This window comes from Desertivirga arenae (assembly GCF_017355785.1).
GTDB lineage: Bacteria > Bacteroidota > Bacteroidia > Sphingobacteriales > Sphingobacteriaceae > Desertivirga > Desertivirga arenae.
On record NZ_JAFEWE010000003.1, the window covers coordinates 555,705 to 578,350 of the forward strand.

The window sequence follows — 22,646 nt, forward strand, 5'->3', positions numbered from 1 at the left end:
TATTATTTAAACTGAGACTAGCCTAACTTTGCCTCAAGCGTGATAGCTACTGAACTTAATGCTTTACTTACCGGACATCCAGCTTTGGCTGCATTAGCAAGCTCTTGAAACTGCTCTTCAGAAATACCCGGAACCTTAGCCTCAAGTTTCAAAGTGATAGCAGTAATACTAAAACCACCCTCTGATGGATCAACACGAACAGCTGCTTCAGTTTTTAGTTCTTCAGGAACAAAACCAGCTCCTGATAATTGAAAGCTTAAAGCCATTGTAAAACATCCCGCATGTGCTGCAGCGATTAACTCTTCAGGGTTTGTTCCTGCTTTACCGTCTTCGCTTTCAAAACGTGCTGCAAATGAATAAGGGGTGTTACTTAATACTCCACTTGTTGAAGTTAAGGTTCCTTTTCCTTCTTTACCGGAGCCGTTCCAAACGGCAGATGATCTTCTAATCATATTGAAATTATTTGTTGCTAAAATTAAAACTTCAACATTCAATTCCAAACGAAGTTTTAACCATCTAAAGTAAAATTTTACTGCTTACTTCTTTGTCAATTGTGATATAACCGGGGTAAGTGATCTTTTTGCCACCCAAGCCGATAGTTGGCTTAATTTTAATGGTCATTATTCCTTTGTCTTCTTTTCCGCTTTTGCCTGCTGTTATAAAATCTGCAATATCCTGGGCGGCTTTAGTATCTGAAAGCAGATCGTAAATATTCGAATTAAGTTTGATGGGCACGGTGGTTTGACCTCCACCAGGTTCAACTGCGATCGCCTGATTAACTAAGCCTTCTGCAAGCTGATGGTTCTTAAAAAGTATCTTGTACTCAAACTGGTTAATTGCGGCGAGGTCAGCAGAAGGATTAGTTACCTTTAAATTTAACTTTGCGGAAAACGGTACATCTCTTCGAAGCAGGGCAAGCGCTAACCGTGGTGCCTTGGCATAATCAAAGCCCTTCTCGCCCACCAGGTTCATAACCGGAACATTAGCAATCGAAACACTGTCTGCAGAGAGCAAATCATACTTACATTTTTCAAAAGCTTTTAATTGCTCAACTTGTTTATTAATGCCGCAGGCTGCTAACAGCAGGATAACACTGCAGGACAAAATCAATTTCTTCATGGTTTCTTTAACGTAATTTGTAAATAAAGTGTGTGTTTCTTTTTTTAAGACGATAGAAATTGCAATAAGGTTTAATGCTTTTTAAAAGAAGTTGGAGAGGATCATGGCCACCGCTGCCCCAATGAGGGTATTAATAAAATTAACAGCATTATTACCCAGGATCCCCTTGCGTTCCCAGGTAGCGCCAAGAACGGAATCACTCAGATTTCCGACTAATCCGGCAACTATGATGGTAAAACTCCACGGTAAATTATTGCTGTAGTAGAAAAAAATACTAGCGACAAGTATGCTTCCAGCCAACCCCGCGATAGTCCCTTCAAGACTTATTACACCATCCAGGCCACGTTGGTCATTTTTAAAAGTCAGTACATTAAAATATCTGCTACCATAAACGTTTCCCAGCTCGGAAGATAGCGTGTCAGCCGTTGCGGAAGAAAAAGCTCCTGCAATCCCAGCATGAATAAAGCCATTCCACTCTGGAAAAAACAAGGCGCAGTACCCTATCAGAGCAGCTATACCTCCATTTGCCAATACCTGGCGTACATCCCTTTTTCCATGATTTGCTTCACGAAGGCCAAGTTTTTCTTTAGAGGTCTTTCGCCATGAAGTTGCCAGGGTTGCAAGCAAAAAAAATGCGCCAAGCATAAGTATGCCTGGATAACCTGCACCTGAGAAAACCCCAATCGCGACAATACCTCCGGCCAAAGTTCCAGCTGCTGTCAACTTTTGAGCACGATACACCAGGAGCATTAAGAGAATTAAGGTAGACAGAGGAACTATATATTGAGACATTTGAATTAAACGATAGGCTTTTTTACAATAATAGCACTTGAAAAACAATATAATTACCATTAGCAATAAAAATCGTTTGAAAGCTTACTCATTAGCCCTACTTTTGCGGCCAATCTTTTGGAAACGTTTTGATGGACAAGAGTCGGTACAGAGCATTTTTAACAATATTCTTTTTTATAGCAGGGGTTTGTTTTTCCACCTGGGCATCACGGATACCCACCGTAAAAGCAAGCTTTCATCTTAATGATGCTGAATTAGGTACTTTACTTTTGACTATGCCCATATCCTCACTGATAGGTTTACCTATATCAGGCTTTCTGGTTTCAAGGTTTGATAGTCGCGTGCCACTTACTATAGCATTTCTCGGGCATGCTTTGGCCCTCACCCTTATAGGATTTGCAAGCTCGCTTATAGTTCTTGTTGCTTCAGTTGCACTTTTCTCTTTTAGCACCAGGATCTTAAACATCTCTATGAACACGCAGGCTATCACTATTCAAAAGATGTATGACCGTAAAATTAACGGATCATTTCACGCGCTTTGGAGTACAGGAGGGATAGTAGGTATAAGTTTTTCTACACTGTTGCTAAAGCTGCATGTTCCTATTCACATCCATTTCAGCATTGTTGCAGCATTTACCGCCATTGCCACTTTAATATTTTCCAATCATCTGCTCAAAGGTGACAGGTCAGAAAAGGGCAACAAAATTATTATTGGGAAGCCCGATCCTTTTGTTCTCTACCTTGGGGTAATCGTCTTCTTTTCAGCAGTGTGTGAGGGAGGAATGTTCGATTGGAGTGGGATCTATTTTAAGGAAGTTGTTGGCGAAGACATTTTCACCGCAGGCTACCTCATCTTCATGACATTCATGGCGCTCTCCCGTTTTGTTTCCGATCGTATTGTTGAAAGAATAGGGATGGCAAAAACTTATATTCTAAGTTCAGCACTAATCGTATCGGGAATACTTTTGGCTATTCTTTTTCCTCATTTCTGGTCAGCTCTTGTCGGTTTTTCTCTTGTCGGTTTTGGAACCGCCTCCGTCATCCCTATGACCTTTACTCTTGCCGGAACCTCTAAGAAGTACTCTCCCGGACTAGCTATATCCATCGTAACTACTTATGTTATTGTTGGAATGTTGCTGGGCCCGCCACTCATCGGCTATATAGCTCATGCTTTTGGTTTGCAAAGAGCTTTTATTGCCTTTGCCATAGCGGGTTTAATGATAACTCCGATGTCCAGGATGTTCTTTGCGCATAAAAGAAAGATAGAGGCTGCCGACTAGTTTATCCAGGCCTTGATCATTCGCTCTTTCCCCTGTAAGTCGGTACGAATCTCAGAATGAAAGCCTTTTTCCTTCAGCATGCTCTGGGTGTCCTTTCCTAAAGCCTCGTTGATTTCAAGGAACAGCAAACCATTTTCGCTTAAGTGCTTGACTGCGAAGTCGGCGATTTTGTTATAAAAAAGCAGAGGATTGTCATTAGGAACGAAGAGTGCGGTATGAGGCTCATGTTCCAGGACATTTTTGTGCATTTGTTCTTTTTCGTTCTCGGCAATATAAGGTGGATTACTAATGATAAAATCAAATGTTAGAGGTAATAGATTGAACGATTCCTTCAGGATATCAGCAAGAAAAAAATGAACCTCTGTCTGATTTAAAACTGCATTTTGAACTGCTGTATCCACAGCTTCCTGAGAGATGTCACAGGCACAAACTTCCGCTCCCGGAAGGTTTTTCTTTATAGCAATAGGGATACAACCAGTACCCGTACCAAGATCAATAATATTAAGGGCGCGCTGTTTGCCTTCTTTCACGCATTCTAACACCCAGAAAACTAACTCTTCGGTTTCTGGTCTTGGTATCAGAACGCTTGAATTTACTTTGAATCGCATTCCATAAAAGTCGGCTTCTCCCAATACATATTGTAATGGCTTACCAAAGCGTAACTCATCAAGCACTCTGATCAATGACGTTTCTTCCTGCAAAGTCAAATCATGCCCCTTATGAAGCATAACATAGCTTTTGCTTTGATTACAGATAAATTGAACGGCTAACTGTGCAATATTCCTGGCTTCCTCTCTATCATACATTGGAGGAAGCTGATCTACGTAAATACTTTCAATTTCGGCTATGGTCATAGTTTGGCAAAGTAATCAGAAATAGCCTTAGGCTAATATATTTTTTATCACTTTTGTTAAGCGTTTTTATACAATTAAGTTTTAGAAGAATTACAATTTGTGAATTTAGAAAGATACATGCGACGCTGTTTAGATCTGGCTGAATTGGGGGCTGGACATGTAAGTCCGAACCCGATGGTGGGATCTGTAATAGTTCATAATGATAAGATAATAGGAGAAGGTTATCATCAGCAGTATGGTCAAAGCCACGCCGAAGTAAATGCTATAAATGCGGTTATAGATATTTTTGGAGATCAAGCCGAAGCTTTGCTAAGGGAGTCAACACTGTTTGTGACTTTGGAACCTTGTGCACATTTTGGAAAAACGCCTCCTTGTGCCGACTTGATTATCAGGCATGGAATCCCGAAGGTTGTTATAGGTTGTCCTGATCCCTTTGAACATGTAAATGGAAGAGGAATTGAAAAATTGCGGAATGCAGGTGTTATTGTGGAGGAAGATATACTCAGAGAAGATTGTGAATTTCTAAACCGGCGTTTTTTTACAAGGGTTCGAAAACAACGTCCTTACATCATTTTAAAATGGGCGCAAACAGCCGATCTTTATTTTGCTCCGGAGGGAAATGAACAAAAATGGATAAGTTCTCACCTTGCCAAGACCTTATCTCATAAATGGAGATCTGAGGAAGATGCGATCCTGGTAGGGAAGAAAACAGCCTTAATTGACAACCCGCAACTTAACGTACGGGAGTGGCCCGGAAGGAATCCAAAGCGTATAGTGATCGATCGCAATCTTGATCTTCCGGAAGATCTTAAGTTGTTCGATCAATCCCAGGATACGATCGTTTTTAACAGCAAAAAGACCTATGTTAAGAACAAAATAAAATATTTGGAATTAGAAGATTTCGATCACTATTTACCGCAACTTATCTCCTATCAGCTTTACCTGATGGATGTTCAATCCTTGATTGTTGAGGGTGGAGTAAAAACCCTGGAGCTATTCATAAAGGCAGGTTTATGGGATGAAGCCAGAGTGTTTACCAGTGAGGAATATTGGGGAAAAGGTTTAAAGGCTCCGGAAATTAACCGACGACAGGCCAGTAGGACGAAGGTGGAAACAGATGTTTTAGAGGTCTTTTTTAACAAGTAATAATTCTTGATTAAATAACATAATAATAATGGCAGTATTAAAATACAGTGAGGCAGAGGTACAACATCCTTCTGAAGGAATTGAACGCAGATTAGTCCATTTAGATAAAATGCTTACCGCGGTGTTAGATTTTAGTAATGGACCTCAAACAGAACCTGATCCGATGCACTCCCATCCCCATGAACAAACTAGTTATATTGCAGAGGGCGAGGTACTCTTTTTTATGGAAGGAGAAGAAACCCAACATCTTAAAGCAGGTGACTTGTTCTATGTGCCTTCAAATAAAAGGCACTGTATACAGTTGCTAACAAAGACAGCCAGGCTGGTTGATAGCTTTTCTCCTGTTCGTGAAGACTTTTTAAAGTAAAAAGATCAATAGGCCAACGTAATTAATCGTTCTCTACAGCGGCGAATGCATTAGCGGTTACTAGTTTAACCGCTTCATCCATTTGATCCAGTACCAATCCCATCAGGGGAAGATATTCCTTACTTTCCTCACTCGGCAACGTATTGATCAGGTACATTAAACCTTTCATCGTAGCTACCGGACCACTGATCTGGTGTGACATTACAGTAGCGAGCGATTGTAACTGCTTGTTTTGAGCGTCGTATTTTTCCCTCAACATTTCTTCTGAGCTTTGCATGTTTTTTTTCTGATCATTTACCAGGTTTAGAGCTATTCTTAATTCCAGAAGGTAAATGACATGAGTTGAAAGCATTTTTAGGCTCTCAATTTGATAGGTGCTTAGTTGTTTGGCATTAGAATCAATTATACAAAGTGTACCGATATTATAGCCCGCATGAGTCTTCACTGGCATTCCTGCGTAAAACCTTATGTGAGGCTCACCGGTAACAAAGGGACTGTTCTGGTACTTAGAGTGTTTGCTAGCATCAGGGATGATGACCAGGTCATCTTGCTGAATAGTATCTACGCAAAAGGTTTGGCCTAAAGGCACACTTTCGACATCTATACCTTTTTTTGCAATCAAAATTTGATTTATATCATCCATCAATGATACATAAGCAGTAGGGACGTCACAGATCTTAGATACCATTGCCACCACGTCTTCCAAATTTTTCAGATTCTCTATATCCTGCTCCAAATATCGTTTGGCTGCAGCAACCCTTAAATGCTCGTTTACAAATTGATTTTCAACACCCCCGATGTCTACTAAACTCATACAATTAATTCCTTAGGGTAAATTAAAGGATTTTTATTGTAGCAAAACAAATTTTACGGGAGTTTTTTTTACATATTGGGCAATCCCATCCCCTACGCACACTTCCAAACAAAGACAAATATCAACCTAAGCACCTGATTACAAATATTTTGAAACCAATCACAAAGGATTGAAAATTATTTAAAAAAAATCAAACCAAAATCATGCCTCTCTGTTGAAGAAAAATCTTTTTTTAAACTATTCACTTAATAGTCGTCTGTGGGAAGTAATCCTTTTACTGCTGGATGCTGTCAGTTTCCTAAGTACTTTTTTCCCGCGTGATTGCATTGCTGCAGATCCGTCTTTTAATAAAAATTCTGTTTCAGCCCTTAGCTCCTCCGCAATCCAATCTTCCTGATCTTTCAGGGCCAGCAATATGTCCAGGCAATTAACCTTAACTGCCACAGGGCATTCCGGGTCTGTCAGCCACTCAAAGGTCGATTCAATAACAGGGCTCCAATCAAAGTTTCCCAAGCCTATTTTCTGCGTCTTTTTATGAAGCATCCACATCAGGATCTTTGTAAAATGCCTGCGACAACTATTATTAGATTGACCAGTATATCTATCCAGAAAAAAGCCGGCGCTATCCCAGAATTTGTCCGGGTGTAAGTTGGCGGCAGTTTCAAGGATCCAGCTGGCCCGAAAAGCGATGGCTTTATCCTTATGAAAACTAAGGTCTATGAGATCATTAAACTTCGAATCACTTCTACCCGCAATGGCAGCTAATTTTTCAACTTTCACCTTTTCCAGGGTCTGTTTTATTTCTGTAAGAAGCTCGTCCTTCGTCATTTGGGACTAAAATAAATCTTTTAAGCTAACTGGCATATCTTATTCCTATTGACTAGCTTTGCACCTCAAATTACAAGGCATGATATCGGTTTCTAATCTATCTCTACGTTACGGAAAACGCACTCTTTTTGAGGATGTTAACTTAAAATTTTCACACGGTAACTGCTATGGGGTCATTGGAGCTAACGGCGCTGGAAAATCTACTTTTATGAAGATCTTATCAGGCGACGTAGATCCAAGCACAGGTTCTGTTGCAATTACCCCGGGAGAGCGTATGGCTGTTCTAAAACAAAATCACTACGAGTTCGACGAGTTTCCGGTGATTGAAACTGTTTTGATGGGTCATAAGGAGCTGTACAACGTGATGAAGGAAAAAGACGCTTTGTACGCGAAAGAAGACTTTACAGACAAAGATGGGGAAAGGGCTGGAGAGCTGGAAAATATCTTTGCTGAAATGGATGGCTGGAATGCTGAAAGCAATGCTGCTACACTTTTAAGCAATCTGGGAATTAAAGAAGAGCTTCATTATAAATTAATTAAAGAATTAGACGGTAACCAAAAAGTACGCGTGTTATTAGCACAAGCTTTATTTGGTAACCCTGATATCCTGTTGCTGGATGAGCCTACCAACGACTTGGATATCGACACTATTGGCTGGTTAGAAGATTTTCTTGCCGGATACGAAAACATCGTATTGGTAGTATCCCACGACCGTCACTTCCTGGATACCGTTTGTACCCATATTGTCGATATCGACTTCGGTAAAATGACTATTTTCACCGGAAACTATTCGTTCTGGTACGAATCCAGTCAGTTGGCTCTACGTCAGCGTGCAGACCAGAACAAGAAAATGGAAGATAAGGTAAAGGAATTACAGGAATTTATCCGTCGTTTCAGTGCCAATGCTTCAAAGTCTAAACAAGCTACCAGCCGTAAAAAAGCTTTGGACAAGATTAATCTGGAAGAGATTAAACCGTCGAACCGTAAATACCCGGGAATATTATTCAATAATGTAGCCCGTGAAGCTGGCGACCAGATCTTGCAGGTTGAAAAACTTAAAAAAGTATCTTCTGGAGAACTGCTGTTTGGTAACATCACTTTTATGGTGAATAAAGGTGATAAAATTGCTTTAATTTCACAGAACAGCTTAGCTACCAGCGCCTTCTATGAGGTTTTAACGGGAAGAGATAAAGATTTTGATGGGGAGTTCAAATGGGGAGTCACTATTAATCCCGCAGATATTCCTGCTGATAACTCCGAGTATTTCGAAGGAAAAGACCTGAACCTGATCGACTGGTTGCGCGAGTATTCAGAGGGGGAAAAAGATGAGCAGTTTATCCGTGGATTCCTTGGAAGGATGTTATTTTCAGGAGAAGAAGTTCTTAAAAAATGTTCGGTACTTTCAGGGGGTGAAAAAATGCGTTGTATGTTCTCCAAAATGATGCTTCAGCAAGGAAACGTCCTTTTGTTTGACGAACCGACCAATCACCTTGACCTGGAATCGATTACTGCCCTGAACAATGGAATGAAAGATTTCAAGGGTACCATCCTGTTCACTTCCCGTGACCACGAGCTTACCCAAACTGTTGCAAACCGCATCATCGAGATCACTCCGAACGGCATCATTGACAAACTGATGAGCTATGATGAGTATATCACCAGCGAAACGGTTAAAAAACAAAGAGAAGAATTGTATGCCTTAGCATAAAATTATACCGTAGTCAACTTAGAAGGCCATCTCCCAAAGGATGGCCTTTATTTTTGCAATTGTGTTTCTACTAAAACGGTTTCACTTCTTTAATTTTTCCCTCAGCGTAAGCAGAAGGCACGGTTCCAAATTCTGCTTTAAAGTATTTCGCAAAGTATTTTGGATTATTAAAGCCTGTTCTAAAGGCTACTTCTGCTACGGTTAACTGTGACTCCAGCAGTAATTGCGCGGCTCTCTTCAACCGGAAGCTTCTAATGAATTCTGCCGGAGCTTTCCCTGTCAAGGCCAGCATCTTTTTATATAGAGCAACCCTGCTCAGATTCAAAGAGGAGCTCAGCTCCTCCACAGAGTAATCTGCATTCGCAATGTTTTTCTCAAGCTCTGCTAATGCTCTACTGATAAACCGCTCGTCTGAACTTTCAATCTCTACCTTGACCGGAGAAGCGTCCACCTGTTTTACATAGGTTCTCTTCAACGTATCCTGCTGTTGTATAAGGTTCCGTATTTTGGAAAGCAGTATTTCGAAATTAAAGGGTTTTGTCATATAATCCGTTGCGCCAGTTTCTAAACCTTTCAACTGCTGTTCTTCTCCAGCGAGAGCCGTAAGCAGGATAACTGGGATATGGGTAGTACGCTTATCCGCTTTCAACTTCATACAAAGATCGATACCGTTCATCTGCGGCATACTTATATCCGATACGATAAGGTCTGGATGAGTAGCCAGTGACTTCTGCCATCCCTCCTTTCCATCACCTGCTTCAAGTATGTTGAAGAACTGCCTCAAATTATCCTTTAGATAAAACCTGAAATCGTCGTTATCCTCAACCAGCAATACCGTTTTCTTCTTATGGTTCAATTCCTGCTGCTGAGCAGGGGAAGGCTTATTTTCTGCTATTTCCTCGATCTCCACCTTTTTGGCCTGCATTGCATCCGTAATTTTAAAAGTAAAGTTCAAAATAAAGCAGCTTCCCAAATTTTCCTCACTCTCTACCCGGATAGTTCCACCATGCAAAACTACAAACTCCCTGGTAATGGCAAGCCCAATGCCGCTTCCCTGGTTTACTATCGAACCCGGCATCTCATTCTGGAAAAAGCGCTCAAACACTTTATCACGCTTTTCTGCGGGGATGCCGATACCCGTATCTTTCACCCGTATTTCTAATGAAACCTGTTCAGTCTCTTGCCTGCTTAGAATTTCCAGGCTTATCTGACCATTATTAGGAGTAAACTTAAAGGCATTTGATAAAAGGTTGAAGAGTATACGCTCTATTTTGTCGGAATCAAATTCGGTGTTTAGACTGTCGATATCAGATTTGAAACTGAAGCAAATATGTTTTTTATCGGCGATATCTGTAAATGAAAAAAAGGTATCTCTCATAAAATCGATTAGATCACCTTTTCGTGTATGTAACCTTAATTCCCGTACTTCCATCTTCCGGAAATCCAGTAGCTGATTTACCAGGTTGAGCAAACGCCTCCCATTGCGATGGATCATTTGCAATTGATGTTTTCTCTCTGGTTCATGAACCTCTGTCAGTATCCTCTCTACTGGCGCAAGGATCAGAGACAAAGGAGTACGGAATTCATGACTTACATTAGTGAAGAACTTGATCTTTAACATATCCAGTTCGTGCATCCTGCGGGCCTCCTGGCGCTCGTGCTCAAGTGCAAACTGTCGCTTGAGCTTTTCAATGCCCCTCCGTCTAATAAATAATAGAGCTCCCACCGCCGCAAGAAAATAGAGGAAATATGCAACGGGAGTTTTCCAAAAAGGAGGGTTAATTACCATATTTAAAGAGAGGACTTCCTCGTTCCAGGAACCATCATCGTTACTTGCTTTTACCTTAAAGGTGTAATGTCCTGGATCAAGGTTGGTGTACGTAGCCTTTCTTAGCTTCCCATCTGTATTGAACCATCTCTTATCAAAGCCCTCGAGCATGTAAGCATAGTTCACTTTTTCGGGATTACCGGCGCCGAGAGCAGCGAACTCTATTGCAAATACATTTTGGTCGTGATTAAGAACTACTTCTTGAAGCGAATTGAGCGATTCAGGCAAAATAACATCATTGTCTACTTTCTCATTAATCCCCACACTTTTATTGAATAATGAAAAGTCTGTAAAGGCAAGCTTATGAGGTTTTCGTGTAGAATGAAGGCGTGCGGGAAGAAAAATATTGAAACCGTTTGGTCCTCCAAATATCAGTTCGTCTGTTGATGTCCTCAGCGCTGCATTCTCATTAAAAGACCTGCCTTGCAAACCATCAGCTTCGTCGTAGTTTTTGAATGAAAAGTGGCCTTCTCTACCATCCCTTATAGTAATTTTAGATAATCCATTTGGTGTACTGATCCAGAGATTGCTATGAGCATCTTCGAGAATATTGAGTATTGTATTATCAGGTAGGCCATCAGCACTGCTAAGCGATTTAAAATAGCCCAAAGCAGGATCATAATAATTTAATCCACTTCTGGTGCCCACCCAAATCAATCCTCTTGAATCGCATAGCAGCGAGTAGACAAAATTATTGCTTAGAGAATGAGGATTACTTTCTAAACGCACAAAATTAGTGAACCTTCCAGTCTTACTATTCCTTACGCTAAGCCCGTTTGCTGTCCCAACCCAGAGGTTCCCTGCTTTATCTTCAGCAAAAGCGGAGATATAAGTTGAATTTACCGAATTGGCTCTTCCGGGAATAAAATGTCTGAATTTTCCAGATTCTCTATCCAGAAGGTCCAGTCCCGAAGAAAGAGTTCCTACCCATAAGTTCCCCTTTCTGTCTTCCAAAATCTCCCAAACCTTATCATCCGACAGGCTCTGCGGATCTTTGCTATTGTGCTTGTAATGCTTAAAGGTCTTTCCATCAAAGCAATCCAGGCCTCCGAAGAATGTGCCGATCCAAAGCTTATCAGACCTATCTATCCACAAGCTAACAATTACATCATTACTTAGACTATTAGTATTTCCAGACTGGTGCTTGTACTGCCGGAAGCTGTTCTTTGATCTATCAAAATAAATTAAGCCTCCTCCGTTCGTACCAATCCATAGATTACCCTTTCTATCTTCCGCAAAGCGATTCACGTCATCATAGGGCAAGTTTGAATTATTATAAGGCTGATGCTGATATATAGGGAATCGAAATGCATTCTCATTATAGTAGCTAATTCCCCTTTTATACGTCCCTGCCCATATAAATCCAGCCTCGTCCCTATAGATTGTTACAAGGCTGTTCTGAGCAATACTCCTTCCGTCACCTTCCCTGTTTTGCAGATACCTAACTGTAAAATCATTTTTATTGATGATGTTTATTCCTCCATGATCTGTACCGAGCCATATATTTCCCCTTCCGTCTTGCACAACGCCATTAATTAAATTACTACTAAGCGGACATCTGGACGAGCCTTTATTAAAATGGGAAATGGACTTAGCACCCGGATCCCTATAAAAAACCCCTTGAGGGTTATCACTTACATACAGCCAAATCCCGTTTTGCTGATCTATAAAAAATTTATTTCTACCATGAGCTTCAGTTTTAGTTCGCTCCAGAATTCTGCGGCACAAGTGATCTCTTTTCTCTATAGAACCGTTTGTATAAGATAGCCAAAGATTACCTATGGCATCGTTGTTAATGAAACTAATATTCTTTGTTCCAGGAATTTTTGCAACGATGTCATCCCCAGGCAATAAGCGATATAGTTCATCGCCTGCAATAAACCAAAACACCTGCTTGGTATCCTTGTGAACATAGGTTACGGTAACCGGAAGTTGAAGTTTTTTGAAATAATCAACAGCTTCCCGGTCGAAGGACTCCGTATCAGGGTCATATATATTAAATCCCGATCCTGTTTCAATCAGCATCTTTCCTTTAGGAGCATCATATATTGCAGTAACGTACTCGTCGCTTAAACTTACTTTGTTATTCTCATCGTGCCGGAATATTTTAAAGCGGTAACCGTCATAGCGGTTTAGTCCGGCTAATGTTCCTATCCATAGAAAGCCTTGTTTGTCTTTATATATCGTATTTACCTGATTGTGCGAAAGGCCCTGACTATTATTAAGATGCGAAAATGTATAGGTGCTTTCCTGTGCCTGCAAAGGGAACTGTACAATTGCCAGAGAAAGAGACAATAACAATGCGATACGGAAGATAGACATGAATTGTAGCAGGATAATTGGTTATTACAAGTATAACTAAAATAGCTAAGGCTTTGCAGGAAAACAAATTTGTAATTAGCTCAGCTTTTCTTGTAAAGGGGCAACTCAACAAGTACCTTTGCAAATCCCATAGCAATACTTCTTTAATGCGAAATTCATTTCTTATTATACCGTTTGTTGTCCTGCTGAGTGCATGCCAGTCTGGTTCAGATAATAAACTTCCCATCCTTGGGAACCGTGAAGCTGTTGAAAAAACAGTTGACGGTAAGACAGTTGTTGACACTGTTTATCAAACTATACCTCATTTTAGTTTCCTTAACCAGGATAGTGTTGCCCTTACCGACAAAGATTTTGACGGTAAGATCTATGTAGCGGATTTCTTTTTTACCTCCTGCCCTTCTATCTGCCCTGTGATGCACCGAAATATGCTGAAAGTATTTGAGGAGTTTAAAGGAAATGAAGAAGTGGGGCTTTTATCGCATACCATTGATTACAAATACGACACTCCATCTAAACTCAAGGCCTATGCACAAAAACTTGGTGTTTATGGCAAGCAATGGCAATTCGCCTGGGGAGAACGCGACGTGGTATACCCGCTTGCAGAAAAAAATTACCTTGTGGCCGTAAATCAGGATAAAGACGCCCCGGGGGGCTACGTTCATCAGGGCTGGTTTATACTGGTGGATAAGGAAAAACGCTTGCGTGGAGCATATGATGGAACGAAACCCGACCAGGTGGAGCAAATGATCAGGGACATGAACACCCTGCTTAAGGAATACAAGTAATGAGATTAAGGGGCTTAATTTTTATCGTATCAGCTGTCTCTTCATTTATTGCGCTCGACTCTTGCCAGAATCAGGATCAATTGAGCTATGTGCGCTATTACACTAACGGCAAAATGCTGTACGACCAACATTGTCAAAATTGCCATAATGCAAATGGAAACGGCTTAGGGAAACTTATTCCTCCATTAACTGACTCTTTATTCCTCAGGAAAAATAAGGCTCTTCTAGCCTGCATTATCAAACACGGTCTTAATGATTCCATCACAATAAACAACACTATCTACCATGAGCAAATGCCTGGGAACTCTCAGTTAACCGACATTGACATAGCCCAGATCATTACGTATATAACTAATTCTTTCGGAAACAAGCAGGGCTTTTACGATGTTTCTAATGCCGGCAACGACTTGAAGAACTGCCGTGATTAGACTATGAGTGACCAGGTTATAGGCATTATTGCCGGTATTTTAACGTCAGCCTCAACGCTGCCTCAATTAATAAAAACTATAAAAAAGAAGGAGGCATCCGATCTGTCTGCCTATATTTTTATCATGCTGATAGTAGGCACAGGGCTTTGGGTATATTATGGAGTTCTAAAAGATGATATTCCAATCATTGCCACAAACTCCTTTTCTGTTTTACTAAACGTGATCGGACTTTTCCTTAAGTTTAAGTATTCGCCAAAAGAAGAGATGTTATCTTAGAATTTATAGGTATTCAAAAATAGCAATCCCTGCCCTCTATCCAGCAGCGATTGCTATTTATATAAAGTATTATCTGGAATTTGCCACTCCTGCAAAGTTTGTTTTCCCGCCTTCAATTGCTTCATATATCACATCCTGAATCCTTGGCCGGATTCTTAAACTGTTTAATTTATTACTAGCACTTGGGTAAACCCTGTTAGATAGGAAAATATAGATCAGGTTTTCTTTCGGATCAACCCACACGCATGTACCGGTATATCCTGTATGACCAAAGGTTTGGTTAGAAGCATAATGACAGGGGTAGCTTCCGCCACTGGATCTGTCAAATCCTAATCCTCTCCTGCTAACGTTAGACTGACTTGAAGTGAAAAGATGAATAGTTTCGGACTTCAAAAACTGTTTCCCACCATAATTACCTCCATTCAATAGCATTTGATTCAATATTGCAAGGTCATTCGCGCTGGCAAACAATCCCGCGTGCCCCGAAACCCCGTTTGACAATGAAGCTCCGGAATCGTGCACATAACCCTGCAATAGCGTTCTCCGGAAATAGGTATCTCTTTCAGTAGGTACAATCTGGTCCTTATTAAATCTTCTGAGCGGCAAATAGCCGGCAGTTTTCATTCCCAATGGCTGATAAAAGTTATCGTAAACATACTTATCAAGAGTAGTTCCTGACTGATGCTCAATTACCTCTTTCATCATAAACATGCTCAAATCGCTATACACGTATTCACCTTTGGTAGGAAGTGATGTACGAACCATCTTGGGCCACATTACATCTCTGTAAAAATCTCTCCTTAAATAGTAGTTATCAGAGATCTTAACAGGAAAAAAGAAAGAGGAATCAGTGCTGTGATCAGCAGGTTTTACATAACTTAAGAAATCAAGATTAACAAGGCCTGCCTGATGTAACAGAACATCGCGAACAGGAATGAAATCTTTATTTGTGCCCCTAAGATCTTCAAGGTAGGTACCTAAACCAGCGTTTAGATTTATCTTCTCCTCATCGAACAGCTTCATCGTAGCTATTGTAGTAGAGGCAATTTTGGTAACAGATGCTAAATCAAAAATATCCGAAGTACGGGTTGGCTGGTCATCTCCATAAGTATGATTTCCGTAAGCCTTTTCAAATACCACATTACCATCTTTCACTACCATTACCACTGCTCCCGGGGTAGCATGTTCCGAGATCGCCTCGTCCATAATGTTGTCGATCTTTTTAAGCTTCGAAACATTCATTCCAAGGGACCCGTTGCTTATATAGCTGAGTCTTATCTTCTCGGTAGCGAAACCAGCACCAGCAACAAAGCTTGTGCTGATAGTAACAGGTAACCGGCTATTAAGGGCTTCCCCTCCGAAAATAATCTGAGCGGAATGCTGAACAGCCAGAGGAGTTTGCTCAGGGTTCCAGATAATTGGAAAAACACTACTATCAAATCTCTGAAGAGCGGCAGAGGGACCGAAACCCGCTACAATCACATCCTTTTTTTGTGCAAGGGTTGTAATAAAACTAAGTGCATCAGCGGATAAAAGCGCCGCTGAGGAAACGTTAACTATGATAGTAGAATATGAGTTAAGCTCTGAAATTGTATTGAGGGGGTAATTAAAACTTTTTATCTGAGCATACTTACCTAGCATATCATCAAACGCTACGCTATTAATATTTCCGATATTAACAGAAGCAATCCTTCTTCCGGCAAGATTTTTGAGCGGAATGGCAGAGGTTTGATTATTGAGAAGAACAGGACTTTGAAGGACTTCATTAGTCCCTTCCAGAGCTCTTAACAGCTCGTTCCTGGGAACAGAATGTCCAAATCCGCCGATAAGTACTACCGATAAAAGAAAAGCAATTTTCAAGGCATTGCTTAAACCTGTTGTTTTAAATAAGAAGTTCCTTTTCACGTTACCCTAAACAGATGTTAACCCTTGTACGAATAGACTCTTTTCAAGTTACAAACGACTTGATAATAAATATATTGGATTTAATGAAAATAAAAAGGACGTAATTAATCCGGCGGGAAGTACAGGAAGGGAGTTACCTATAGAATGTGCAAAAAAAAACGCCCGGAATTTCTCCCGGACGTACTCGACATATTAAATTTCTAGGTAATACTCTATTGAAACAAGTTACTTGTACTTGAATATTAAATAAATCTATTAATGATATTCTCAAGGTACTCTTGTTTTCCACTTTTTGTTTCAGGCTCACCGTTTTCAACAGCATAGGCTCTCAAATCTTCAAGCGTCAACTTACCTTCTTCAAATTCCTTACCTTTTCCGCTATCAAAAGAAGCATAGCGCTCCTGGCGGAATTTTTTATAATCAGATTTCTGAAGAATGTTATCAGCAGTGATCAAAGCACGTGCGAAAGTATCCATACCACCAATGTGAGCAATGAACAGATCATCTGTATCTGTAGAATTCCTTCTGATCTTAGCGTCAAAGTTTACACCTCCTCCCTGTAAACCACCGGCTTCAAGGAAGATTAACATCGCTTCTGTTAATTCATTAATGTTATTTGGGAACTGGTCTGTATCCCAGCCATTTTGATAGTCACCACGGTTTGCATCGACAGAACCTAGTACCCCTGCATCTGCAGCTACCTGTAATTCATGCTGGAAGGTATGTCCGGCAAGCGTTGCATGGTTTACCTCGATGTTGATCTTGAAATCGTTTAACAGATCGTGCTCACGTAAGAAGCCGATAACCGTTTCACAGTCGAAATCATATTGGTGCTTTGAAGGCTCAGCTGGTTTTGGTTCGATGAAGAAATTACCAGTGAAACCATTTTTACGAGCATAATCCTTCGCGGTGTGTAAGAAACGGGCCAAGTGTTCTTTCTCACGTTTCATATCTGTATTTAGCAAGCTCATATAACCCTCACGACCGCCCCAGAAGACGTAGTTTTCACCACCCAAGGCGATTGTTGCATCAAGCGCTGCTTTTACTTGTGCTGCTCCATGTGTTAATACATGGAAATCAGGATTAGTAGAAGCTCCGTTCATGTATCTTCTGTGCGAGAAAAGGTTAGCAGTTCCCCACAAAAGTTTAATTCCTGTTTCTGCTTGCTTTTGCTTCGCATACTCAACGATAGCTTGTAAACGTCTGTCGTTTTCTGCAATGTCGTTACCGTAATCTACCAGATCCACATCATGGAAACAGTAATAAGGAAGATTCAACTTGGTAAGGAACTCGAACGCTGCATCCATTTTATCTTTTGCACGCTCTACTGCATCAGACTTCTGATCCCATGGGAAAATGTGGGTTTGACCACCGAATGGATCAGAGCCATTACCACAGAATGAATGCCAGTAAGCGCCAGCGAATTTGAAATGCTCTTTTAATGTTTTACCTGCAACCACCCTATTCTCGTCGTACCAACGAAAAGCTAAGGGATTGTCAGACTCAAGGCCTTCAAATTTGATTTGGCCAATTCCTTTAAAATACTCTGTTTCTACAGATGAACTAATTGACATGGTATTAATTTTTTTTATTTAACGATTTATAATTAAAGAACTACTTCTTCAGATTTTGAAACTATAGTCCCCAACTGGTTCTCTAACTGTTTTTTCCATTCCTGGTACACCTTCTCGTACTCGCCAGCTTTTGTCGGCTCTATTAGCTGAAGAGGTTTCATATTGCTAAAAGCTTCTTCTTCAGAGCTGAAGATTCCTGCACCAATTCCTGCTCCGAGGGCAGCACCTGCACTACCATCGTTGGCATAAAACTCTACAGGAACATTTGTAGCATTAACAAATGCTTCGGTAAATACTGAACTTAAGAACAGATTTGCCTTTCCAACCCTGATCACTTTCGGGTCCATTCCATTCTCGCGCATGATATCCAGTCCATAGCGGAATGCAAAAGCTATCCCCTCTTGTACAGCTCTGAAAATATGAGCGTTAGTATGGATATTAAGATCTATATTACTGAAATGAGCTCCTACGATCCTGTTGTTCAGCATACGCTCAGCACCGTTTCCAAAAGGCAGCACCCTTAGTCCCTTGCTTCCAATCTCAATAGACGATGCTTTAGCATTCATTTCACTGTAGGAAACGCCTGAGCCGATTAAATCCTTTACCCAGCGATTTAAGATCCCTGTACCGTTAATACATAACAAAATTCCCAGTCGCCTCTCGTTTGTAGTATGATTGACATGTGCAAAGGTATTTACGCGGGACTGAGGATCATAAGCCAGGTTATCACTTACACCGTATATTACACCAGAAGTTCCTGCTGTTGCCGCTACCTCTCCCGGCTTTAATACATTTAATGACAAAGCATTATTCGGTTGATCGCCTGCCTTATAAGAGACCGGAATTCCAAACCTTAACGAAAGTGATCTTGCTACCCCCTCAGAAACTTCACCGTGATTTGTAAACACGTTCTTTACCTCGGGAATTATTGTCGCGTCGAAACCGAAATAGGATATGATATCCTTCGATATCTCTTCATTTTTGAAATCCCAAAAGATTCCTTCAGACAGAGCTGACTCGCTTGTGGTTATTTTTCCTGTAAGCTTCATGGCAATAAAATCCCCGGGAAGCATCACTTTATGAATTCTGGAGAATATTTCAGGCTCATTTGCTTTTACCCATGCTAGTTTAGAAGCAGTAAAGTTACCTGGCGAATTTAAAAGATGAGATAAGCTTTTCTCCTCTCCTATTGTATCAAAGGCTCTATTACCGATTTCAACTGCCCGGCTATCACACCAGATGATGGAATCTCTAAGAACGTTTTGATCCTTATCTACCACCACCAGGCCATGCATCTGGTAGGCAATTCCAATTGCTTCAATATCCTGAGGATTGTAGAGACCTGAAGAATTCGCTTTTAAAATTGCTTGCTGAACATGTTCCCACCACATATCCGGCGATTGTTCAGCCCAACCTGGTTGAACTGACTTTATCTCCGATTCGGTTTCTGGAAACTGTGCGGAAACAATGATCTCCTGCGTTGCTGATTTTACGATTGATACCTTAATTGAGGACGTACCTACATCTATTCCTAAAAGATACATTTTATAATTGGTTGCTTTATTGCCAACGTTGGCATAAAGGTATAGGTTAATAATTCAAACGCAAAATATTTTTATAAATAATTCGCATTTTTGAGAAATAAACCAGACTAGTTTGAAAAGGGTAACCATACTTGATATAGCCAAAGAGCTTAATATAACATTCTCGACAGTAGCAAGGGCCTTGAATGACCACCCTGCTATCAGCGACGCGACAAAGAAGGCTGTAAGAGAAACGGCAGAAAGGTTAAATTACAGACAAAATAAGATCGCATCGTCTCTGAGGTCTGGGCGCAGTAATGTTATCGGGGTAATTGTTCCCTCTCTTCATGTCAGTTTCTTCAGTTCCGTTGTTCATGGCATTGAAAAAGTAATGAACGCTAATGGTTATGCAATCCTGCTCTATCAAACCAACGAATCGGAAAAGCAGCAAGCCAAAGGGATCGACACCTTTCTGCAATCACGGGTAGACGGAATCATTGCATCTATCTCTCTTGATACGCAAGATGATTCTTCTTTTCAGGAAATCATTAAAAGAAATATTCCATTGATATTCTTTGACCGTTCTTTTGAGGACCTGAATGTTTCTTCAGTAACCATAGACGACTATAAGGGAGGATTTATTGCGACGGAACATCTGATAAAACAGGGTTATAGAAAGATCCTTCATATTACTGCAGAGCAGAACATCTCCATTTTTAAAGAGCGCCTTCGTGGCTATGTTGACGCACTTGATTATTATAATATCCCGCTCAATGAAGATCTGATCATCAAAGGCAATTTCTCGCTTGAATTCGGAAAGGACGTAGTGAAAGAGATGAAACAGAAAGGCATTGATTATGATGCTGTTTTTGCTCTGGAAGACTACACCGCTGCAGGTGTCATCCAACAGCTAATGGAATATAATATTCGCGTTCCTGAAGAGGTTGGTGTAATTGGCTTTGCAAATGAAGCATTTGGAAGTCTGGTAACACCGCGTCTTTCCACAATTGACCAGCAAACAGTAAAGATGGGAGAAGAAGCTGCAAAGTTGTTTCTTGAGCTTAACAAGAAAGACAAAAACGCTACTGAAAGCACACGTAAAACAATAGTATTAGACCCCGTTTTACTTGTCCGGTCCTCATCAGACAGGAGATTTTAAAAAGCTGAACAAAGTGTAAAAAATACACTATAAAAAATATTGAAAAAAACTTAAGATTATTACCTTTGAGCTCATTTCAAACGACATGTTAGACAACCTGAAAAAACAATTCGCTGAACTTTTCGGGCAAGAGAACCAGAACGTTTTTTTTGCTCCGGGAAGAGTTAACCTGATCGGCGAACATATTGATTACAATGGCGGTTTGGTTCTTCCCAGCGCTGTAACCTTTGGCACCTATTTATTAACTGCACCTAATAAGGATGGAGTTTTCCGTTTCAGAAGTACCAATTTCCCTGAACAACTGGATATTCCTGTGCAGGATGCCTACAAAAAAGAGGGCAAGGAATGGTTTTATTATCCTCTGGGAGTGATCCATCACCTTCTTCAGGAAGGCAAAAAAGTAGAGGGACTTGATCTTCTCTTTTTTGGTAATCTACCTATTGGCTCAGGTTTATCGTCTTCAGCTTCGGTGGAAGTAGTAATGGCTTATGCTTTAAACGAATTGTTTAACGGGGGACTATCCAGGTTAGACATTGTTAAACTTACTAAGAAGGTTGAAAATGAATTTATTGGTGTGAATTCAGGCATCATGGATCAATTTGCCGTTACTTTTGGGGAGAAAGGAAAAGCAATAAAACTGAACTGTGAAACTTTAGATTACCAAATCGTAGACTGTAATCTGGGGGATCATTACCTGGCTATCATCAATACCAACAAGCCTCGTAAGCTTGCTGAGTCAAAATACAATGAACGTGTTCGTGAATGTGCTACCGCCTTGCAGGCATTGCAGCAGAAGCTGGTAGTAAATAACCTTTGCGATATTGATTCTGAAACCTTCCATGCAAATAAAGCGCTTATCACTGATAGCGTTGTTCTGAGAAGAGCTCAACATGTGATTGAAGAGAATGAGCGTGTATACCTTGCAGCAAAAGCTCTGGCAGAAAACCGTTTGGAGGACTTCGGTCAATTGATGTACGCATCGCACGACTCTTTAAAAAATCTTTACGAAGTGTCTGGTGTGGAATTAGATACGATCGTAGAGTTTTGCTTAAGTTATCCGGAGGTTACCGGGGCCAGAATGACGGGCGCCGGGTTTGGAGGTTGTGCAATTGCCCTGGTAAAAAAGGATGCATTTGAGGATTTCAGCGAAAAAATAGCTGTTTACTATACTGAGAAGATTGGTTATGCACCATCAGTGTATAGTTCAGAGATCGGCAAGGGCGTTAGCGAGCTGTAAAAGTTTAAAAATATTTACTGAGGTTATCTTAATAATGGCGTAACGCTTCTTTTAAGATAACCTCTTTTCTTTTTCTATAAATTGATATTCTCCATATGCGGAAGTTAAAGCTTGATGAATTAAACCGGGTAAGCGTTGAAGACTTTAAAAAACAGGAAAAGCTGCCGGTAACGGTAATACTTGACAGTGTAAGGAGCCTTCACAATGTTGGATCTGTATTTAGAACCTCTGACGGGTTTGCGGTTGAAAGAATTATTCTTTGTGGAATTACAGGGCAGCCACCACACCGGGAAATTGAAAAAACAGCATTAGGTGCTACCCAATCTATTGACTGGTATTACTACGAAGATATAACCGAGGCCGTTAATGAATTAAAAGGGAGCGGTTACAAAATAATTGCGATTGAACAAGCGGAGAATAGCACCGACCTAAATAAGTTTAAACCCAAGGAAACTGATCGTTATGCTCTGATCTTTGGAAATGAGGTAAATGGTGTGTCTGATGAAGCGATGAAACTGATAGATGCCTGCATCGAAATACCGCAGTTTGGCACCAAGCATTCCTTCAACATAGTGGTTTCGGCAGGAATTGTACTTTGGGATTTCTTCGCGAAGTTAAACCTGAACTATTAGGCGCAGCAACTGATTTAACTGGTGCAGTTGAAATAATATCAGGATAAAAGTCTTATTTATTGCGGCTCT

The 22,646-nt window shown here is 40.6% G+C and carries 20 protein-coding genes; 10 read left to right on the forward strand and 10 right to left on the reverse strand.

The genetic code is table 11. The features are described 5' to 3' along the window. Window positions 1–17: 17 nt before the first annotated feature. The 3 genes from J4N24_RS09460 to J4N24_RS09470 all read right to left on the reverse strand — a co-directional run bounded on the left by J4N24_RS09460 (window position 18) and on the right by J4N24_RS09470 (window position 1,911). Window positions 18–452: an OsmC family protein gene (locus J4N24_RS09460; RefSeq protein ID WP_207533425.1), complete on the reverse strand. Its 435-nt coding sequence runs from the start codon at window positions 450–452 to the stop codon at window positions 18–20. Between the two features lie 64 nt (window positions 453–516). Continuing rightward, complete coding sequence (locus J4N24_RS09465) at window positions 517–1,119, reverse strand: LEA/WHy family protein (RefSeq protein WP_207533426.1); 603 nt, start codon at window positions 1,117–1,119, stop codon at window positions 517–519. Window positions 1,120–1,200: 81 nt separating this feature from the next. Then, window positions 1,201–1,911: a DUF92 domain-containing protein gene (locus tag J4N24_RS09470; RefSeq protein WP_207533427.1), complete on the reverse strand. Its 711-nt coding sequence runs from the start codon at window positions 1,909–1,911 to the stop codon at window positions 1,201–1,203. Window positions 1,912–2,042: 131 nt separating this feature from the next. On the opposite strand from J4N24_RS09470, the gene J4N24_RS09475 reads away from it, so the two are divergent. Beyond that, window positions 2,043–3,191 carry an MFS transporter gene (locus J4N24_RS09475; RefSeq protein ID WP_207533428.1) on the forward strand — a complete coding sequence of 383 codons (1,149 nt, stop codon included), beginning with the start codon at window positions 2,043–2,045 and terminating at the stop codon, window positions 3,189–3,191. Here the strand turns inward: J4N24_RS09475 and prmC are convergent. Further along, window positions 3,188–4,045 carry a peptide chain release factor N(5)-glutamine methyltransferase gene (gene prmC, locus J4N24_RS09480; protein WP_207533429.1) on the reverse strand — a complete coding sequence of 286 codons (858 nt, stop codon included), beginning with the start codon at window positions 4,043–4,045 and terminating at the stop codon, window positions 3,188–3,190. The genes J4N24_RS09475 and prmC overlap by 4 nt on opposite strands. Before the next feature lie 117 nt (window positions 4,046–4,162). Here prmC and ribD point away from each other — a divergent pair, with 117 nt between their 5' ends. Both ribD and J4N24_RS09490 read left to right on the forward strand, forming a co-directional pair. Continuing rightward, window positions 4,163–5,191: a bifunctional diaminohydroxyphosphoribosylaminopyrimidine deaminase/5-amino-6-(5-phosphoribosylamino)uracil reductase RibD gene (ribD, locus tag J4N24_RS09485; RefSeq protein WP_207533430.1), complete on the forward strand. Its 1,029-nt coding sequence runs from the start codon at window positions 4,163–4,165 to the stop codon at window positions 5,189–5,191. Window positions 5,192–5,219: 28 nt separating this feature from the next. Beyond that, window positions 5,220–5,558 (forward strand): cupin domain-containing protein, encoded by a 339-nt coding sequence (locus tag J4N24_RS09490; RefSeq protein ID WP_207533431.1) that lies wholly within the window; start codon window positions 5,220–5,222, stop codon window positions 5,556–5,558. Between the two features lie 22 nt (window positions 5,559–5,580). Here J4N24_RS09490 and J4N24_RS09495 read toward each other — a convergent pair whose 3' ends face one another. Both J4N24_RS09495 and J4N24_RS09500 read right to left on the reverse strand, forming a co-directional pair. Beyond that, window positions 5,581–6,372, reverse strand: coding sequence for a GAF domain-containing protein (locus J4N24_RS09495; RefSeq protein ID WP_207533432.1), 792 nt, complete (start codon window positions 6,370–6,372; stop codon window positions 5,581–5,583). 237 nt (window positions 6,373–6,609) lie between these two features. Beyond that, on the reverse strand, window positions 6,610–7,200 hold the full coding sequence (locus tag J4N24_RS09500) for a HEAT-like fold family protein (protein WP_207533433.1): 591 nt from the start codon (window positions 7,198–7,200) through the stop codon (window positions 6,610–6,612). Window positions 7,201–7,279: 79 nt separating this feature from the next. Between J4N24_RS09500 and J4N24_RS09505 the strand changes: the two genes are divergently transcribed. After that, window positions 7,280–8,908 (forward strand): ABC-F family ATP-binding cassette domain-containing protein, encoded by a 1,629-nt coding sequence (locus J4N24_RS09505; RefSeq protein ID WP_207533434.1) that lies wholly within the window; start codon window positions 7,280–7,282, stop codon window positions 8,906–8,908. A gap of 70 nt (window positions 8,909–8,978) precedes the next feature. Here the strand turns inward: J4N24_RS09505 and J4N24_RS09510 are convergent, their stop codons facing one another. Beyond that, complete coding sequence (locus tag J4N24_RS09510) at window positions 8,979–13,058, reverse strand: hybrid sensor histidine kinase/response regulator transcription factor (protein WP_207533435.1); 4,080 nt, start codon at window positions 13,056–13,058, stop codon at window positions 8,979–8,981. Between the two features lie 146 nt (window positions 13,059–13,204). Between J4N24_RS09510 and J4N24_RS09515 the strand changes: the two genes are divergently transcribed. The 3 genes from J4N24_RS09515 to J4N24_RS09525 are packed head-to-tail and all read left to right on the forward strand — an operon-like array spanning window position 13,205 to window position 14,547. After that, window positions 13,205–13,843: an SCO family protein gene (locus tag J4N24_RS09515; protein WP_207533436.1), complete on the forward strand. Its 639-nt coding sequence runs from the start codon at window positions 13,205–13,207 to the stop codon at window positions 13,841–13,843. Beyond that, complete coding sequence (locus J4N24_RS09520) at window positions 13,843–14,271, forward strand: c-type cytochrome (protein WP_207533437.1); 429 nt, start codon at window positions 13,843–13,845, stop codon at window positions 14,269–14,271. Before J4N24_RS09515 ends, J4N24_RS09520 begins: the two co-directional genes overlap by 1 nt. Before the next feature lie 3 nt (window positions 14,272–14,274). Continuing rightward, window positions 14,275–14,547: a SemiSWEET transporter gene (locus J4N24_RS09525; RefSeq protein ID WP_207533438.1), complete on the forward strand. Its 273-nt coding sequence runs from the start codon at window positions 14,275–14,277 to the stop codon at window positions 14,545–14,547. 69 nt (window positions 14,548–14,616) lie between these two features. Here J4N24_RS09525 and J4N24_RS25865 read toward each other — a convergent pair whose 3' ends face one another. The 3 genes from J4N24_RS25865 to J4N24_RS09540 all read right to left on the reverse strand — a co-directional run bounded on the left by J4N24_RS25865 (window position 14,617) and on the right by J4N24_RS09540 (window position 19,570). Continuing rightward, entirely contained in the window at window positions 14,617–16,452 is a 1,836-nt protein-coding gene (locus J4N24_RS25865; protein WP_207533439.1) for a serine hydrolase domain-containing protein, read from the reverse strand. 242 nt (window positions 16,453–16,694) lie between these two features. Further along, the gene (gene xylA, locus J4N24_RS09535) at window positions 16,695–18,026 is read right to left on the reverse strand and encodes a xylose isomerase (protein ID WP_207533440.1); all 1,332 of its coding nucleotides are present in this window, start codon (window positions 18,024–18,026) and stop codon (window positions 16,695–16,697) included. A gap of 32 nt (window positions 18,027–18,058) precedes the next feature. Continuing rightward, entirely contained in the window at window positions 18,059–19,570 is a 1,512-nt protein-coding gene (locus J4N24_RS09540; protein WP_207533441.1) for a xylulokinase, read from the reverse strand. 112 nt (window positions 19,571–19,682) lie between these two features. On the opposite strand from J4N24_RS09540, the gene J4N24_RS09545 reads away from it, so the two are divergent. From J4N24_RS09545 to J4N24_RS09555, 3 genes are all read left to right on the forward strand, one after another. After that, window positions 19,683–20,708, forward strand: coding sequence for a LacI family DNA-binding transcriptional regulator (locus J4N24_RS09545; RefSeq protein ID WP_207533442.1), 1,026 nt, complete (start codon window positions 19,683–19,685; stop codon window positions 20,706–20,708). An 85-nt stretch (window positions 20,709–20,793) separates the two neighbouring features. Continuing rightward, window positions 20,794–21,945 (forward strand): galactokinase, encoded by a 1,152-nt coding sequence (locus J4N24_RS09550; protein WP_207533443.1) that lies wholly within the window; start codon window positions 20,794–20,796, stop codon window positions 21,943–21,945. Between the two features lie 95 nt (window positions 21,946–22,040). Further along, window positions 22,041–22,577 (forward strand): RNA methyltransferase, encoded by a 537-nt coding sequence (locus J4N24_RS09555; RefSeq protein ID WP_207533444.1) that lies wholly within the window; start codon window positions 22,041–22,043, stop codon window positions 22,575–22,577. Window positions 22,578–22,646: the final 69 nt, after the last annotated feature.

What these genes read in the sequence shown, in the direction of transcription:
- J4N24_RS09460 (WP_207533425.1), bottom strand. Translation starts at nt 452, where the DNA reads ATGATTAGAAGATCATCTGCCGTTTGGAACGGCTCCGGTAAAGAAGGA.
- J4N24_RS09465 (WP_207533426.1), bottom strand. Translation starts at nt 1,119, where the DNA reads ATGAAGAAATTGATTTTGTCCTGCAGTGTTATCCTGCTGTTAGCAGCC.
- J4N24_RS09470 (WP_207533427.1), bottom strand. Translation starts at nt 1,911, where the DNA reads ATGTCTCAATATATAGTTCCTCTGTCTACCTTAATTCTCTTAATGCTC.
- J4N24_RS09475 (WP_207533428.1), top strand. Translation starts at nt 2,043, where the DNA reads ATGGACAAGAGTCGGTACAGAGCATTTTTAACAATATTCTTTTTTATA.
- prmC (WP_207533429.1), bottom strand. Translation starts at nt 4,045, where the DNA reads ATGACCATAGCCGAAATTGAAAGTATTTACGTAGATCAGCTTCCTCCA.
- ribD (WP_207533430.1), top strand. Translation starts at nt 4,163, where the DNA reads ATGCGACGCTGTTTAGATCTGGCTGAATTGGGGGCTGGACATGTAAGT.
- J4N24_RS09490 (WP_207533431.1), top strand. Translation starts at nt 5,220, where the DNA reads ATGGCAGTATTAAAATACAGTGAGGCAGAGGTACAACATCCTTCTGAA.
- J4N24_RS09495 (WP_207533432.1), bottom strand. Translation starts at nt 6,372, where the DNA reads ATGAGTTTAGTAGACATCGGGGGTGTTGAAAATCAATTTGTAAACGAG.
- J4N24_RS09500 (WP_207533433.1), bottom strand. Translation starts at nt 7,200, where the DNA reads ATGACGAAGGACGAGCTTCTTACAGAAATAAAACAGACCCTGGAAAAG.
- J4N24_RS09505 (WP_207533434.1), top strand. Translation starts at nt 7,280, where the DNA reads ATGATATCGGTTTCTAATCTATCTCTACGTTACGGAAAACGCACTCTT.
- J4N24_RS09510 (WP_207533435.1), bottom strand. Translation starts at nt 13,058, where the DNA reads ATGTCTATCTTCCGTATCGCATTGTTATTGTCTCTTTCTCTGGCAATT.
- J4N24_RS09515 (WP_207533436.1), top strand. Translation starts at nt 13,205, where the DNA reads ATGCGAAATTCATTTCTTATTATACCGTTTGTTGTCCTGCTGAGTGCA.
- J4N24_RS09520 (WP_207533437.1), top strand. Translation starts at nt 13,843, where the DNA reads ATGAGATTAAGGGGCTTAATTTTTATCGTATCAGCTGTCTCTTCATTT.
- J4N24_RS09525 (WP_207533438.1), top strand. Translation starts at nt 14,275, where the DNA reads ATGAGTGACCAGGTTATAGGCATTATTGCCGGTATTTTAACGTCAGCC.
- xylA (WP_207533440.1), bottom strand. Translation starts at nt 18,026, where the DNA reads ATGTCAATTAGTTCATCTGTAGAAACAGAGTATTTTAAAGGAATTGGC.
- J4N24_RS09540 (WP_207533441.1), bottom strand. Translation starts at nt 19,570, where the DNA reads ATGTATCTTTTAGGAATAGATGTAGGTACGTCCTCAATTAAGGTATCA.
- J4N24_RS09550 (WP_207533443.1), top strand. Translation starts at nt 20,794, where the DNA reads ATGTTAGACAACCTGAAAAAACAATTCGCTGAACTTTTCGGGCAAGAG.
- J4N24_RS09555 (WP_207533444.1), top strand. Translation starts at nt 22,041, where the DNA reads ATGCGGAAGTTAAAGCTTGATGAATTAAACCGGGTAAGCGTTGAAGAC.